We start from the raw sequence: 13,475 nt of genomic DNA, 5'->3' as shown, positions 1-13,475 counted from the left end.
CAACGTTGTAAATTTGACCGAAAGCGGATCCATGCCGACTGCCCGACTCGCCCTCGACCCCGCCTTCGCGATCGGACCCGTCCGTCGCCGACTGTTCGGCGGGTTCGTCGAGCACCTGGGCCGGCACGTGTACGACGGCATCCACGAACCCGGACACCCCACGGCGGATGCGGAGGGCTTCCGCAGGGACGTCATCGACCTCGTCACCGAACTCGGGGTGAGCACCATCCGCTATCCCGGGGGGAACTTCGTCTCCGGGTTCCGCTGGGAGGACTCGGTGGGACCCGTCGCCGACCGGCCGCGACGGCTGGACCTGGCATGGCACTCCACCGAGACCAACGAGGTCGGGCTGCACGAGTTCTCGTCCTGGCTGGAGAAGGTCGGCAGCGACCTCATGCTGGCGGTGAACCTGGGCACCCGGGGCACGCAGGAGGCGCTCGACCTGCTGGAGTACGCGAACATCCGCGGCGGGACGACGCTGAGCGATCAGCGCATCGCGAACGGGCGCACGGAGCCGTTCGATGTGCGGATGTGGTGCCTCGGCAACGAGATGGACGGACCGTGGCAGCTCGGACACCGCTCGGCCGAGGACTACGGCAAGCTCGCCTCGCAGACGGCGAAGGGGATGCGTCAGCTGGACCCGTCCCTCGAACTCGTCGTGTGCGGCTCCTCCGGAGCGGGCATGCCGACGTTCGGCGAGTGGGAGCGGGTGGTGCTCACCCACACCTACGAGGACGTCGACTACATCTCCTGCCACGCCTACTACGCGGAGAAGGACGGCGACCTCGACAGTTTCCTCGCCTCGGGCGTCGACATGGACGGCTTCATCGAGGCGGTCGTCGCCACGGCCGACCATGTGCGCGCCGTCACCCGCAGCGAGAAGCGCGTCGACATCTCCTTCGATGAGTGGAACGTCTGGTACATCGATCGCTTCGAGGGCGTGGACAAGATCACCGGGATCGACGACTGGCCGATCGCCCCCCGCCTGCTCGAGGACGTCTACTCGGTGGCGGACGCCGTCGTCGTCGGCGGCCTCCTCATCTCCTTGCTCAAGCACGCAGACCGCGTCGCGAGCGCCTCGCTCGCCCAGCTCGTGAACGTGATCGCGCCCATCATGACGGAGCCGGGCGGGCCGGCCTGGCGGCAGACGACGTTCTTCCCCTTCGCGATCACCTCGCGTCTCGCGCAGGGTGAGGCCGTGCGTCTCACGATCGACTCGCCGACCCACCCCACGGCGCGCTACGGCGACGTCCCGCTCGTGGACGCCGTCGCCACGCACGACGCGGAGGCCGGCCGCAGCGCGGTCTTCCTGGTGAACCGCAGCCGGACCGAGCCGCTCGAGGTGACCGTCGACGTCTCCGCGCTCGGCGACGTCACGGTGCTCGAGGCGCACACCCTCTCGGACGAGGACGTCTACGCCGCGAACACCCTGGACGACCGCGAGCGGGTCGCCCCGCACGAGAACACCTCCGCCACGGCGGCCGATGGTGTGCTCACGGTGACCCTGCCGCCCGTCTCCTGGAGCGCCATCGCCCTCGGCTGACCCGCCCGGTCGCGTCGACGGGAAGAGGGCTATCCGTCGAGACGAGGAGATATCTGCGGAGAGAGCCCTCCTGCCGGCCGGATGCCCTCATCCGGGGATGCCTGAGGAGAGGTGTCGTCCCGGGCGGATGCCCTGGCCGGCGCTGTCAGAGCTCCAGGCCGACCGCGGCGGAGCAGCGGGCGAGCTCCTCGGCGGAGAGCCGCAGCCCGGGCGCCTGCGCGGAGTCGGTGATGGATGCGGCGCGACGGGCGCCGGGGATCGGGATCACCGTGTCGCTCAGCGACAGCTCCCAGGCGAGGACCACGCGCTGCGGGCTCACGCCGTGCTCGCGGCCGATCTCGGCGAAGACGCCGAACCGCTCGCCGACCGCCCGGGCGCCGCCGCCGGTTCCGCCGAGCGGGCTCCAGGGGAGGAACGCGATGCCGCGCTCCGCGCAGTACCGCAGCTCGTCGAAGCTGCCGGGATGCCGCGGCGAGAACTCGTTCTGCACGCTGGCGAGGTTGCCCTGGCCGAGCACCTGCAGGGCGATGTCGATCTCCTCGACGCTCGCGTTGGAGATGCCGACGGCGCGCACGAGGCCCTCCTGTTGGAGGGTCTTCAGGTTCTCCATCACCTCGCCGTAGACCATCCAGCGATCGGGCCGGTGGTACTGGTAGAGGTCGATGACGTCGGCGTCGAGGTTCCGGAGCGAGGCGTGCACCGCCGCGCGCAGGTAGTCCAGCGAGCCGTTGCGGCCCCATGTCTCACCCTCGCTGCGGGTGATCCCGCCCTTCGTGGTGACGACGATCCCCGAGCGGTCGCCGCCCCACGAGGAGAGCGCCTCCGCGACGATGAGCTCGTTGTGCCCCATCTCGTCCCACGCGGGAGCGTAGATGTCCGCGGTGTCGATGAGGGTGACCCCGGCGTCGAGCGCGGCGTGCACGGTGGCGACCGCATCCGCGCGGGAGGGGACGGCGTTGTCGTTGTTCATCGACAGGGGCATGGCCCCCAGACCGATGGCGGACACGGTGAACGGGCCGAGCGTGCGGTACTCCATGGGGCTCCTTCGTCGAGGGGATCCGTCCAGCCTGGCACGGTCCGGACGGATGCGGGGCGACGTCGCCGCGGCAGGTGCCGCCTGCGGAGGAGGCTCGGTGGGCCGAGGAGGCTCGGCGAGCGGAGGAGATCCGGTGGGCGGAGGATGCAGCCGGCCGGGCCCGTCCTCCGCTCGGGATATCTCCTCCGCTCGTCGCGCAGCATCCGCTCTGCGCCACAGGGCATCTGCTCGACACGGAGCGTGGGGCTCGCACCCCTCGCGCAGCGGGTTTCCGGCGCATCCGCGGGCGTGCGTGTGACAATGGATGCCGGCGTGCCCGTGCCGCAGGCTTTCGCAAGCTCCGTCGGGCCCGAGGACAGCGTCCGCCGCTCTTGCCGAAGGAGCACAATGTCCACGCAGAACACTGCCCCCGCCGAGGCGCCCACCGAGACCCGGATCGCCCAGCACCGGCGCTACCTGATGTGCCGACCCGAGCACTTCACCGTCAGCTACACGATCAACCCGTGGATGGAGCCGGCGAACCCGACCGACACCGCCCGCGCCGTCGCGCAGTGGCAGACCCTGTACGACACCTATCTCTCCCTGGGACACGAGGTCGAGCTGATCGACCCGATCGAGGGCCTGCCGGACATGGTCTACACCGCCAACGGCGGGTTCGTCATCGACAACGTCGCGTACGGTGCGCGGTTCCGCTTCGCCGAGCGGGCGGCCGAGGGGCCGGCGTTCATGCGCTGGTTCGCCGAGAACGGCTTCGACGTCGCCGAGCCGGTCGAGGTGAACGAGGGCGAGGGTGACTTCCTGCTCGTCGGCGACACCATCCTCGCGGGCTCCGGCTTCCGGTCCACGGATCACAGCCATCGCGAAGTCGGTGACGTGTTCGGCAAGGACGTCGTGTCCCTGAAGCTCGTCGACCCCCGCTTCTACCACCTCGACACGGCGCTCTCCGTGCTGGATCCCGTCGAGGGCCCCGGTGGGGTCGAGCGCGCCAACATCGCCTATCTCCCCGGTGCGTTCGACGCCGCCGGGCAGGCCATCCTGGCCGAGCGCTATCCCGACGCGATCCGCGTGGACGACGCCGACGGTGCCGTGTTCGGCCTGAACTCGGCGAGCGACGGCTACAACGTCCTCATCTCCCCGCGGGCGAAGGGCTTCGAAGCGCAACTGCGCGAGCGCGGCTACAACCCCGTACTCATCGATCTGTCCGAGCTTCTGCTCGGGGGCGGCGGCATCAAGTGCTGCACGCTCGAACTGCGTCGCTGAAAGGCAACACCATGACGACCACACCGCTGGACACCGCCACGATCGCGATCATCGCATCGGAGGAGGACCACCTCGCCCACAACTACCACCCGCTGCCCGTGGTCATCGCGCGCGGCGAGGGGTCCTGGGTGACGGATGTCGAGGGCAAGCGCTACCTGGACCTGCTCTCGGCGTACTCGGCGCTCAACTTCGGGCACCTGCATCCGGCGATCGTCTCCGTCGCCCAGGAGCAGCTCGGACGGCTCACCCTCACCAGCCGTGCGTACCACAACGACCAGCTCGGGGTGTTCGCCGACTCGCTCGCGCGCCTGTGCGGCAAGGACATGGTCCTGCCGATGAACACCGGCGCCGAGGCCGTCGAGACGGGCATCAAGGTGGCGCGGGCCTGGGCGTACCGGGTGAAGGGGGTCCCGGACGGCCGGGCGGGGATCATCGTGGCCGACCGGAACTTCCACGGCCGCACCACGACGATCGTCGGGTTCAGTGACGATCCCTCGGCGCGGGACGACTTCGGCCCCTACGCGCCCGGGTTCGTCAGCGTGCCCTTCGGCGACGCGGCCGCCATCGAGGCGGCCATCGACGAGAACACCGCGGCCGTGCTCATCGAGCCGATCCAGGGCGAGGCCGGCATCATCGTCCCGCCCGAGGGATACCTGCGCGCGGTGCGGGAGATCTGCACCCGCCACCGGGTCCTGTTCATCGCCGACGAGATCCAGTCCGGGCTCGGCCGGGTGGGCTACACGTTCGCCTGCGAGCGCGAAGAGGTCGTCCCGGACGTGTACCTGCTCGGCAAGGCGCTCGGCGGCGGCATCCTGCCGGTGTCCGCCGTCGTCGCCGACCGCGACGTCCTCGGCGTCATCCGGCCGGGCGAGCACGGGTCGACGTTCGGGGGCAACCCGCTTGCGGCAGCCGTGGCGCACCGGGTCGTGGAGATGCTCGCGACCGGGGAGTTCCAGCGGCGTGCCCTCGCCCTCGGCGAGCACCTCGAGGCGAAGCTCGACGGCCTGATCGGGCACGGCGTCACGGCCGTCCGCGTGGCGGGCTTGTGGGCGGGTATCGACATCGATCCCGCGGTCGGTACCGGTCGCGAGGTCGCCGAGCAGCTGCTCCGGCGTGGAGTGCTGGTCAAGGACACCCACGGTCAGACGATCCGGATCGCCCCGCCCCTCGTCATCCGGGCGACCGAGCTCGACTGGGCGATCGAGCAGCTGCGGCTGGTGCTCCAGGGCTGACCCCCGGCCAGGCTCTTCCGGTAAGTGGAAGGTGCGCCTCTTGGTGCCGCGGACCCGTGCGAGGGTGTTCGCGGAACGGAGGGTGCCGTGCAACTCACCGACGAGGAACGACGCATGCGGGACGGTGCGGAGGGCGACGCGGTCGCGGCCGCCATGGATCTGCTCATCCGCTACGGGGAGGCGCTCGACGCGGAACGGCTGTGTGAGACCCGCAACGTCGCCGGGACGATGACGCAGCCGTCGCCCGCCAAGGCGCAGCTGTTCGCGGAAGGGGGATGGGAGCGCGTGTTCGCGGTCGTGAACCTCGACTGCGACCGCCCGCTGGACATCCCCCGGATGAAGGTTCCCACCTGCCAGCTGCAGCACGGGTTCGGCGAGGATGCCGTGGGGATCTCCCCGTACCCGACCCGGAACATCGAGCTGCAGGCGGATGCGGAGTCCTTCGTCAGCGAGCGCGGGGTCAACATCCTCGCGACCTGCACGCCCTACCAGGTCGGGAACCTGCCCGTGCGGGGTGAGCACTGCGCCTGGATGGAGTCGTCCGCCGTCGTCTACGCCAACTCGGTCCTCGGCGCCCGCACCAACTGCGAGGGCACCGCGTCGACCGGGGCGGCCAGCCTGACCGGCCGCATCCCCTACTGGGGCAACCACCTCACCGAGAACCGGTTCGCGACCCGCTCGGTCCGTGCGGACGTGCCGATCGACGGGTTCCAGGAGTGGGGCATGTTCGGCTATTTCGTGGGGGAGCAGGTCGGCGAGGAGCGACCGGCCGTCTCCGGGGCCCTCGTCCGCCCCGATCTGGCGGACCTCAAGCACTTCGGTGCCGCGACCGCGACGTCGGGGGGTGTGGAGATCTTCCACATGCCCGGGATCACCCCCGAGGCGCCGACGCTGGAGGCGGCGTTCGACGGCGGCCCGGTGCCGACCCCGATCGTCTACGGCGAACCGGAGCGCCGGGCCGTCTACGAGGCGCTGAACGACCAGGGCTCCAGCACCGACGTCGACTTCGTGCTGCTGGGCTGCCCGCATGCGTCACTGGATCAGATCGCCGAGATCGCGTTCCTCCTCGAGGGGCGTACCCTCCACGCCGACACGGAGCTGTGGATCATGACACCGCGAGCGCTCCGGACGATGGCCGACCGCAACGGCTACACCGCGATCATCCGTCGGGCGGGAGGACGGCTGCTCACCGACTCCTGCCCGGCGATGTCGAAGGCGGCACCGGAAGGCACGCGGGTGTTCGCCACGGACTCCGCGAAGCAGGCGCACTACCTCCCCGCGATCCTCGGTATCGAGGCGTGGTTCGGCACCCTGGCCGAATGCGTCGATGCGGCGGTCACCGGACGGTGGCGGGGAGGTCTCCGCCGATGACCGAGATGCGCGGCCGGGGCATCGTGCCCGGCGTCGTGGAGGCCGAGGCGCTGGTGACCACCGAGACGATCTCGGGGTTCGGCGGCATCGATGTGGCGACCGGAACGGTCATCGAGCCGCGGCACGAGCTGTTCGGCGTGTGCTTCACCGGCAAGGTCCTCGTCTTCCCTGGCGCGAAGGGGTCCAGCGGCTGGTCCGGGTTCTTCCAGAGCACGCGCCTGATGGGTACGGCGCCGGCCGCGATGGTGTTCGCGGTGCCGACCACGAAGGCCGTGCTGGGCGCCATCGTCACGCGTGTGCCGACGGTCGTCGGCGCGCTCCCCGAGCCGGTGGAGACCATCCGCACCGGGGACCTCGTGCGCGTGGACGGGGATCAGGGCACGGTCACCGTCCTCGCGCGGGCCGCGGGCCCTCAGGCGAAGCCCTCGGGTCTCCGCGGCACGTAGGGAGATTCGAGCAGCTCGATCTCGTCGGGCCCGAGGTCGAGTTCGAGCGCGGCGAGCGCGTCGTCGAGGTGGCCGGGTTTGGTCGCCCCCACGATCGGGGCGGTCACGGCCGGCTTCGCGAGGTGCCAGGCCAGCGCCACGGTGGTCCGGCTGACCCCGCGCGCGGACGCGATCCTGCCCACCGCCTCCGCTATGCGACGATCCGACCCCTCGTTCTGGCGGTAGAGGCGGGCGCCGGTCTCGTCCAGTCGCAGGCGTGAGCTGTCGGCGCCGTACTCGCGGGCGAGTCGCCCGCGGGCGAGCGGACTCCAGGTCAGCACGCCCACGCCGGTGGCGGCGCAGTACGGATGCATCTCCCGCTCCTCCTCGCGCATGAAGAGGTTGTACTGGTCCTGCATCGAGACGAAGCGCGTCCAGCCGTTGAGCGCGGCGGTGTGCTGCATGGACGCGAACTGCCATGCCCACATCGAGGAGGCGCCGATGTAGCGCGCCTTCCCCGACTTCACCACATCGTGCAGCGCCTCCATCGTCTCCTCGACCGGGGTCTGCGGATCGAAGCGGTGGATCTGGTAGAGATCGACGTAGTCGGTTCCCAGCCGGCGCAGGGATGCGTCGATCTGCGTCATGACCGCGCCACGGGAGAGCCCTCGGTCGTTCGGCCCCTGGCCCATCGGCATGGCGAGCTTGGTGGCGATCACGACGTCCTCACGCCGGGCGAACTCGCCCAGCAGCTCGCCGGTGATGCGCTCGCTCGAGCCGAGCGAGTAGACGTTGGCGGTGTCGAACGTGGTGATGCCGGACTCGACGGCCTGCCGGAAGAACGGCCGGGCCTCGTCCAGCGGCAGCGACCAGCCGTGGCCGCCGAGGTCCGGTGCGCCGTAGCTCATGCAGCCGAGGACGAGACGCGAGACGGTCAGGCCGGACGCACCGAGGCGGGTGTACTGCATGGGCCCTCCTGGGCATGCCGCGGCCGGGGGCTGCGCGCGGTGGTCGTGGGTGACGGATGGGCGTCAGCGCCAGATGGACTTGGTCTCCTGGAAGTTGCGGACGGCCTCGGGGGCGAACTCGCGACCCAGCCCGGAGTCCTTGTACCCGCCGTAGGGGGTGTTCAGATCGGGGCGGTACCCGTTGAGACCGATGGAACCCGTCCGGATGCGGCGGGCGACGCCGAGCACCTCGCCGGGTGCGCCGTAGACGGCTCCCGCGAGTCCGTAGTGCGAGTCGTTCGCGATGCGCACGGCCTCGTCCACCGTGTCGTACGGCAGCAGGGTGACGACCGGCCCGAACACCTCGTCCTGGGCGATCTCGCTGTCCACGGCGGCATCGGTCACGATCGTCGGGGCGTAGAAGTAGCCCTCCACCGGGAGCACCTGCCCGCCGGTCACGACGGTGGCGCCCGCCGCGCGGGCGCGCTCGACCATGCCCGACACGCGGTCGTGGATGCGCCGGGAGACGAGCGGGCCCAGCTCGGTGGCCTCATCGGTGGGATCGCCGACGACGAGGTCGCCGGCGAGCGCGACCAGGCGTTCGTGGATCTCCGGGTACAGGGCGCGGGGCGCGAGGATCCGCGACATGAGGGCGCAGGTCTGCCCCGTGTTGTCGAACGCGGCCGTGCGCAGGCTCGTGAAGGCGGCGTCCAGATCCGCCGATTCCAGGATGACCGCGGCGGACTTCCCGCCGAGCTCCAACGTCACCGGCACCAGACGACCGCCCGCGACGGAGGCGATGTGCCGGCCGGCCTCGGAGGACCCGGTGAACCCGATCTTGTCCGTGCCCGGGTGCGCGACCAGCGCCTGCCCGGTGTCCCGCCCGCCGGGCACGATGTTGATGACGCCGGGCGGCATCCCGATCGCGAGGCTCGCCTCGGCGAACTGGTAGACATCCAGCGGGGATTCCGGCGCGGGCTTGATGACGACGGTGCACCCGGCGGCGAGCGCGGGGGCGAGCTTGAGCGTCAGCGAGGCCTGCGGATGGTTCCACGGCACGATCAGCGCGGCGACCCCGAGGGGCTCGTGGCGGATGATCGAGTTCCCGGTGCCGTAGACGTTCGGACGCTCCTCCTCGTCGAAGTCCGGGCGCCGGGCGACGTTCGCGTAGTACCGCAGGTGCGTGATCGGTCGCACGCCCGCCCACGGGCGGGAGAGCCGGACGGGCTGTCCGATCTCGGCCGTGATGATCTCGCTCGTGGTCCCGCCGCGCCGCTCCATCTCGTCCGCGAGCCGGTCCAGCCAGTCGGCGCGTTCGGCGGCGGTCATCCGGGGCCAGGGGCCGTGGTCGAAGGCCTCGCGCGCCGCGCGGACGGCGATGTCGACGTCCTCCGCGGTGCCGTCCGGTGCCCGGCCGACCTCGCTGTGGTCCACCGGGCTCTCCACCACCAGCTCCGCGGAGGATGCGGGGGAGAGCCACTCGCCGCCGGCGAAGATCCGGTCGCGGGAGAGGGTCGGGGACGTGGGGGTGAGCGTCATGGTGTGTCCTTCTCGCGGATGCGGTGGCCTACGGGCGGTGGACGAGGCCGCCGCGGATGTTGCGACCCTCGATCAGATCCGTGTAGCCCTGCTCGATGTCGTCCAGGGCGTAGGTGTTGGAGATGAGTTCGTCGAGTTTGAGCTGTCCCGCCCGGTACATGGCGTACTGCCGGGGGATGTCGGCGCGCGGATTGCTCGCACCGTAGATCGCACCCTGGATGCGCTTCTGATACCGGGTGATGTCCAGCGGAGGGATCGGGATGCTCTGCTCCGAGCTCGGGGCGATCGCCGTCACGACGACCGTGCCGGCCTTGCGGATCGCGGCGAACGCGTCGGCCACATCCTTTCCGCTGAGGAGCCCGACGGTCAGGATGGCGCGGTCGGCGCCCTGCCAGTCGGTCACCGACTTGGCGAACTCGGTGGCCTCCTCGATGGTCGCGAAGGCATGGGTCGCGCCCACCCGCAGGGCCGTGGTCCGCTTCAGTTCGATCGGGTCCACCGCGATCACGTTCGTCGCTCCGGCGTGCCGCGCGCCCTGCACCGCGTTGATGCCCACCCCGCCGATGCCGATCACGATGACCGTGTCGCCGGGTCGCGTCTCGGCCGCGTAGACGGCGGAGCCCCAGCCGGTCCCCACCCCGCAGCCGAGCAGCCAGAGCTTGTCCAGCGGCGCATCCGCGGGCAGCTTCACGGCGGAGTTGACGTCGACGACGGTGTGCTCGGCGAACGTGCCGAGGCCGCACATCTGGCTGACCGGGGTGCCGTCCTCGAGCGAGACGCGGTAGCTGTCCGGATCGGTGAAGCGGCTGCCCTTCATGAGGAAGGCGCCGAGGTCGCACAGATTGGTCATGCCCTCGTTGCACCAGCGGCACTTGCCGCAGCTGGCGATGAAGGAGAAGACGACCTTGTCGCCCACGTCCCAGCCGGGGGTGTTCGGGCCGACGGCCTCGACGACCCCGGTGCCCTCGTGCCCGCCGACCATGGGCAGCAGCCCGGCTTCGCTGTCGCCGGTGACCAGGTGGTAATCGGAGTGGCACAGGCCGCTGACCGCCATCTTCACCCGGATCTCGCCCTGCCGGGGATCGTCCAGCCAGACGTCGGTGACCTCGAACGGACCGGGCTGCCGGCGGACGATCGCGGCACGGGTGCGCGTGGGCATGTGTCTCTCCTTCGAAACGTTCCCCCCGGCCGCTTTCGGCGGTCGGCGGCGATGGCTGTCAGCGTAGCGACCTGACTTCGATTTGACCACTGTGCGTACAAAAGTACGCAATGCGTTGCGCGCAGGCGCCGCGTTGTGACAGCATCGCCACCACCCCGCGAGGATGCGGGGTCGCACCAGGCCGGGTCCCCACCTGCGCCCGGGCCCCGCACGCAGCGGGGGCGTTCATCTGGCAACGGAGGCAGTGAATGAAAACCCGACACACCCGTGCGCCGCTCCTCGTCGGAGTGAGCGCTCTCCTGATCCTGGGACTCAGCGCCTGCGGCGCGACGACGGACGCCGGCAGCTCGGAGGGCGCGGAGGGCGCCGAGGGCACCGAGGAGATCCAGCCCCTCGTCGCCGGGGTCATCCCCGTCACCGACATCGGTCCCGTCTACATGGCGCAGCAGAACGGCCTGTTCGAGGAGAACGGATTCGATCTCACCCTGCAGCCGGCCGGCTCGTCGACGGAGATCATCCAGGCGATGCAGTCCGGACAGGTCCAGGTCGGCTACGGCGGCTCGACCGGCGTGTTCCAGGCCGTCGAGAACGGCGTGGACCTGGTGATCGTGGCGGCCGCGAGCGCGACCCCCGACGACCCGGAAAACGGCATCAACGACCTGCTCGTCACCGCCGACAGCCCGCTCACCTCGGCGCGGGACCTCGAGGGCAAGAAGGTCGCGGTCAACGCGCCCGGCGGTTACACGCAGCTGCTCGCCGACATCGCGGTGAAAGCGGACGGCGGCGACCCCGCCAAGGTCAGCTACGTCCAGATGGGGGTTCCCGACCAGCCGGCCGCGCTCGACAGCGGGGCGATCGACGCGTTCGTGGCGGGGGAGCCGTTCGGCACCCTCGGCCGGGAGGAGAACGGCTTCCGCACCCTGGCGAACCCCTTCGAGTACCTGTCCGACAGTGCTGCGGTCGCCGGCGTCTGGTACGCCCTCCGCTCGGATGTGGAGAAGCGCCCCGACTACTACGCGAAGGTCGTCGAGGCCATCGACGCGGCCAACGCGTATGCGCTGGCGAACGACGAGGAGCTGCGGGAGAACATCGCGGAGTTCACGAAGATCGATCCCGCGCTCGCTGCCCGCATCCGGCTCGGCTCCTACGGCAAGCTCCCCCTGACGGTGGAGAACCTCCAGCCGATCGCGGACTGGTCGCTCGAACTCGGCTACGTGAAGAAGCCGGTCGACTTCGACACGCTCATCTGGGAGCCGTGAGCGCGGTGCGGACCCGGCGGTAGAGCCGGGTCCGCACCCACGCTCCGGTCGCTCATCCCGAACCCGTGGAAGGACGCGCATGTCGACACGAGTCGTCCCCGCCCAGCGCGAGGTACGCACCCCCTTCATCCAGAGCCGGATGTCCACCCCGGTGCTCGGCGCCGCCGGCATCCTGGCGTTCGTGACGCTGTGGGAGCTCTCCTCCCGGTTGGGGCTCGTCAACCCGGCCTATCTGCCGCCGTTCTCGGACGTCGCCCTCACGGTGCTCGACGTCGTCGCCGGAGAGCAGTACCGGGCCCAGTTCTGGTCGGCGCTGGGCAGCACCCTGCTCGGCTGGAGCGTGGGGCTGGTGATCGCCCTGGTCGCCGGCATCGTCGTCGGGGTGGCCATCGGATCCAACCGCTGGGTGCGCGACATCACCCACTCGACCATCGAGTTCCTCCGACCCATCCCCTCGGTCGGTCTGATCCCGATCGCGATCGTCGTCTTCGGCGTCCGACCCGCAGCGACGATCGCGATCGTCGTGTGGGCCTGCTTCTGGGTGGTGCTGATCCACGTGATCTACGGAGTGGCGGATGTCGACCCGGTGGGGGATGCGACGGCGCGCAGCTACGGACTGGGGTTCTTCGCCCGGGCGCGGTTCGTGGTCTGGCCCACCGTGCTGCCGTACCTCATGACGGGCCTGCGCCTGTCCGGGACGATCGCCCTCGTGGTGGCGGTCACGATCGAGATCGTCGTGCAGGCGCCCGGGCTCGGCCAGATGATCGCCCAGTACCAGTCGGCCGGCAACGCGCCCGTCGTCTACGCGCTCGCGCTTCTGGCCGGCGTCCTCGGTCTCGTGATCAACCTGGCTCTGGGCAGGCTCGAGCGGGCCGTCCTGGTCTGGCACCCCTCCGTGCGCGGGGAGGTCGTCGCATGAGTACCGGGCGCGTCGGGATGCGCATCCTCACCGCGCTCGCGCTGCCGGTGTTCATCGTCGTGTTCTGGTGGATCGCCACGCTCGACGAGACCAACCCGTTCGTCCCGAAACCCGGCCAGATCGTCCAGGACTTCGTGAACGTCTGGGCGGGTCCCCTCCTCGTGGAACAGGTGCTGCCCTCCCTCTACCGCTTCGGGATCGGGCTGGGCGGGGCGATCGCGGCCGGGATCGTGCTGGGCCTGCTCATCGGCGGGAGCCGCGTGGCCGCCAAGCTCACCGGGCCGCTTTTCGAGTTCGTGCGTGCGGTCCCGCCGCCCGTGCTCCTGCCCGTCCTCCTCCTGATCATGGGCATCGACGACCGGTCGAAGATCTTCCTGATCTTCCTCGGCTGCCTCTGGCCCATCCTCCTGAACACGATCGACGGGGTGCGTTCGATCGATCAGGTGCTCGCCGAGACGACGCGCACCTACGGGATCGGCGGATGGGCGCGGTTCGCGCACTTCATCCTGCCGGCGTCGCTGCCCCGCATCATGACCGGCATCCGGCTGGCCCTCCCGATCGCGATCATCCTCATGGTCGTGTCCGAGATGTACGCGGCGATCGACGGCCTCGGATACCAGATCATGCTGTTCAAGCAGATCTTCCAGATCGGCCCCATGTGGGCCGGGATCGTGATCATCGGCCTCATCGGCATCCTGCTCGCCGGCGTCTTCCGCCTCGTCGAGCGCCGCGTGCTGGCCTGGTACTACGGACAACGAGAGGTGGAGACCAGTGCCCCCTGAGAC

The 13,475-nt window shown here is 70.3% G+C and carries 12 protein-coding genes; 8 read left to right on the top strand and 4 right to left on the bottom strand.

Features of this window, described 5'->3' with window-relative positions; all coding sequences use genetic code 11:
• Positions 1 to 31: 31 nt before the first annotated feature.
• Positions 32 to 1,543, top strand: coding sequence for an arabinosylfuranosidase ArfA (gene arfA, locus F6J84_RS13475; RefSeq protein ID WP_150974313.1), 1,512 nt, complete (start codon positions 32 to 34; stop codon positions 1,541 to 1,543).
• Between the two features lie 145 nt (positions 1,544 to 1,688).
• Here arfA and F6J84_RS13470 read toward each other — a convergent pair whose 3' ends face one another.
• Positions 1,689 to 2,579, bottom strand: coding sequence for an aldo/keto reductase (locus tag F6J84_RS13470; RefSeq protein WP_150974312.1), 891 nt, complete (start codon positions 2,577 to 2,579; stop codon positions 1,689 to 1,691).
• Between the two features lie 387 nt (positions 2,580 to 2,966).
• On the opposite strand from F6J84_RS13470, the gene ddaH reads away from it, so the two are divergent.
• The 4 genes from ddaH to F6J84_RS13450 all read left to right on the top strand — a co-directional run bounded on the left by ddaH (position 2,967) and on the right by F6J84_RS13450 (position 6,888).
• Positions 2,967 to 3,839 (top strand): dimethylargininase, encoded by an 873-nt coding sequence (gene ddaH / locus F6J84_RS13465; RefSeq protein ID WP_150974311.1) that lies wholly within the window; start codon positions 2,967 to 2,969, stop codon positions 3,837 to 3,839.
• An 11-nt stretch (positions 3,840 to 3,850) separates the two neighbouring features.
• The gene (gene rocD / locus F6J84_RS13460) at positions 3,851 to 5,071 is read left to right on the top strand and encodes an ornithine--oxo-acid transaminase (RefSeq protein ID WP_150974310.1); all 1,221 of its coding nucleotides are present in this window, start codon (positions 3,851 to 3,853) and stop codon (positions 5,069 to 5,071) included.
• Positions 5,072 to 5,158: 87 nt separating this feature from the next.
• Positions 5,159 to 6,442 carry an aconitase X gene (locus F6J84_RS13455; protein ID WP_150893949.1) on the top strand — a complete coding sequence of 428 codons (1,284 nt, stop codon included), beginning with the start codon at positions 5,159 to 5,161 and terminating at the stop codon, positions 6,440 to 6,442.
• Entirely contained in the window at positions 6,439 to 6,888 is a 450-nt protein-coding gene (locus F6J84_RS13450; RefSeq protein ID WP_150974309.1) for an aconitase X swivel domain-containing protein, read from the top strand. Before F6J84_RS13455 ends, F6J84_RS13450 begins: the two co-directional genes overlap by 4 nt.
• Here F6J84_RS13450 and F6J84_RS13445 read toward each other — a convergent pair.
• The 3 genes from F6J84_RS13445 to F6J84_RS13435 form a co-directional block, all read right to left on the bottom strand.
• Positions 6,855 to 7,835 (bottom strand): aldo/keto reductase, encoded by a 981-nt coding sequence (locus tag F6J84_RS13445; RefSeq protein ID WP_150974308.1) that lies wholly within the window; start codon positions 7,833 to 7,835, stop codon positions 6,855 to 6,857. The two genes, F6J84_RS13450 and F6J84_RS13445, sit on opposite strands and share 34 nt — an antisense overlap.
• Before the next feature lie 63 nt (positions 7,836 to 7,898).
• A complete protein-coding gene (locus tag F6J84_RS13440) occupies positions 7,899 to 9,353 on the bottom strand; it encodes an aldehyde dehydrogenase (protein WP_150974307.1) in 1,455 nt (484 codons plus the stop codon).
• 28 nt (positions 9,354 to 9,381) lie between these two features.
• Positions 9,382 to 10,512, bottom strand: a complete 1,131-nt coding sequence (locus F6J84_RS13435) for an NDMA-dependent alcohol dehydrogenase (RefSeq protein ID WP_150974306.1) — start codon at positions 10,510 to 10,512, stop codon at positions 9,382 to 9,384.
• 248 nt (positions 10,513 to 10,760) lie between these two features.
• Here F6J84_RS13435 and F6J84_RS13430 point away from each other — a divergent pair, with 248 nt between their 5' ends.
• The 3 genes from F6J84_RS13430 (at position 10,761) to F6J84_RS13420 (ending at position 13,472) form a co-directional block, all read left to right on the top strand.
• Entirely contained in the window at positions 10,761 to 11,771 is a 1,011-nt protein-coding gene (locus F6J84_RS13430; protein ID WP_150974305.1) for an ABC transporter substrate-binding protein, read from the top strand.
• A gap of 79 nt (positions 11,772 to 11,850) precedes the next feature.
• Positions 11,851 to 12,690, top strand: a complete 840-nt coding sequence (locus F6J84_RS13425; RefSeq protein ID WP_224786042.1) for an ABC transporter permease — start codon at positions 11,851 to 11,853, stop codon at positions 12,688 to 12,690.
• A complete protein-coding gene (locus F6J84_RS13420) occupies positions 12,687 to 13,472 on the top strand; it encodes an ABC transporter permease (RefSeq protein ID WP_238702510.1) in 786 nt (261 codons plus the stop codon). Before F6J84_RS13425 ends, F6J84_RS13420 begins: the two co-directional genes overlap by 4 nt.
• Positions 13,473 to 13,475: the final 3 nt, after the last annotated feature.

Origin of the sequence: Microbacterium caowuchunii (assembly GCF_008727755.1) — a bacterium.
In the GTDB taxonomy this organism is placed as follows: domain Bacteria; phylum Actinomycetota; class Actinomycetes; order Actinomycetales; family Microbacteriaceae; genus Microbacterium; species Microbacterium caowuchunii.
The sequence above is the reverse complement of the archived record's forward strand: the minus strand, read 5'-3'. Positions and strand labels throughout refer to the sequence as shown.

Excerpts from the sequence above, each read along its gene's own strand:
- arfA (WP_150974313.1), top strand. The coding sequence starts at position 32 with ATGCCGACTGCCCGACTCGCCCTCGACCCCGCCTTCGCGATCGGACCC.
- F6J84_RS13470 (WP_150974312.1), bottom strand. The coding sequence starts at position 2,579 with ATGGAGTACCGCACGCTCGGCCCGTTCACCGTGTCCGCCATCGGTCTG.
- ddaH (WP_150974311.1), top strand. The coding sequence starts at position 2,967 with ATGTCCACGCAGAACACTGCCCCCGCCGAGGCGCCCACCGAGACCCGG.
- rocD (WP_150974310.1), top strand. The coding sequence starts at position 3,851 with ATGACGACCACACCGCTGGACACCGCCACGATCGCGATCATCGCATCG.
- F6J84_RS13450 (WP_150974309.1), top strand. The coding sequence starts at position 6,439 with ATGACCGAGATGCGCGGCCGGGGCATCGTGCCCGGCGTCGTGGAGGCC.
- F6J84_RS13445 (WP_150974308.1), bottom strand. The coding sequence starts at position 7,835 with ATGCAGTACACCCGCCTCGGTGCGTCCGGCCTGACCGTCTCGCGTCTC.
- F6J84_RS13440 (WP_150974307.1), bottom strand. The coding sequence starts at position 9,353 with ATGACGCTCACCCCCACGTCCCCGACCCTCTCCCGCGACCGGATCTTC.
- F6J84_RS13435 (WP_150974306.1), bottom strand. The coding sequence starts at position 10,512 with ATGCCCACGCGCACCCGTGCCGCGATCGTCCGCCGGCAGCCCGGTCCG.
- F6J84_RS13430 (WP_150974305.1), top strand. The coding sequence starts at position 10,761 with ATGAAAACCCGACACACCCGTGCGCCGCTCCTCGTCGGAGTGAGCGCT.
- F6J84_RS13425 (WP_224786042.1), top strand. The coding sequence starts at position 11,851 with ATGTCGACACGAGTCGTCCCCGCCCAGCGCGAGGTACGCACCCCCTTC.
- F6J84_RS13420 (WP_238702510.1), top strand. The coding sequence starts at position 12,687 with ATGAGTACCGGGCGCGTCGGGATGCGCATCCTCACCGCGCTCGCGCTG.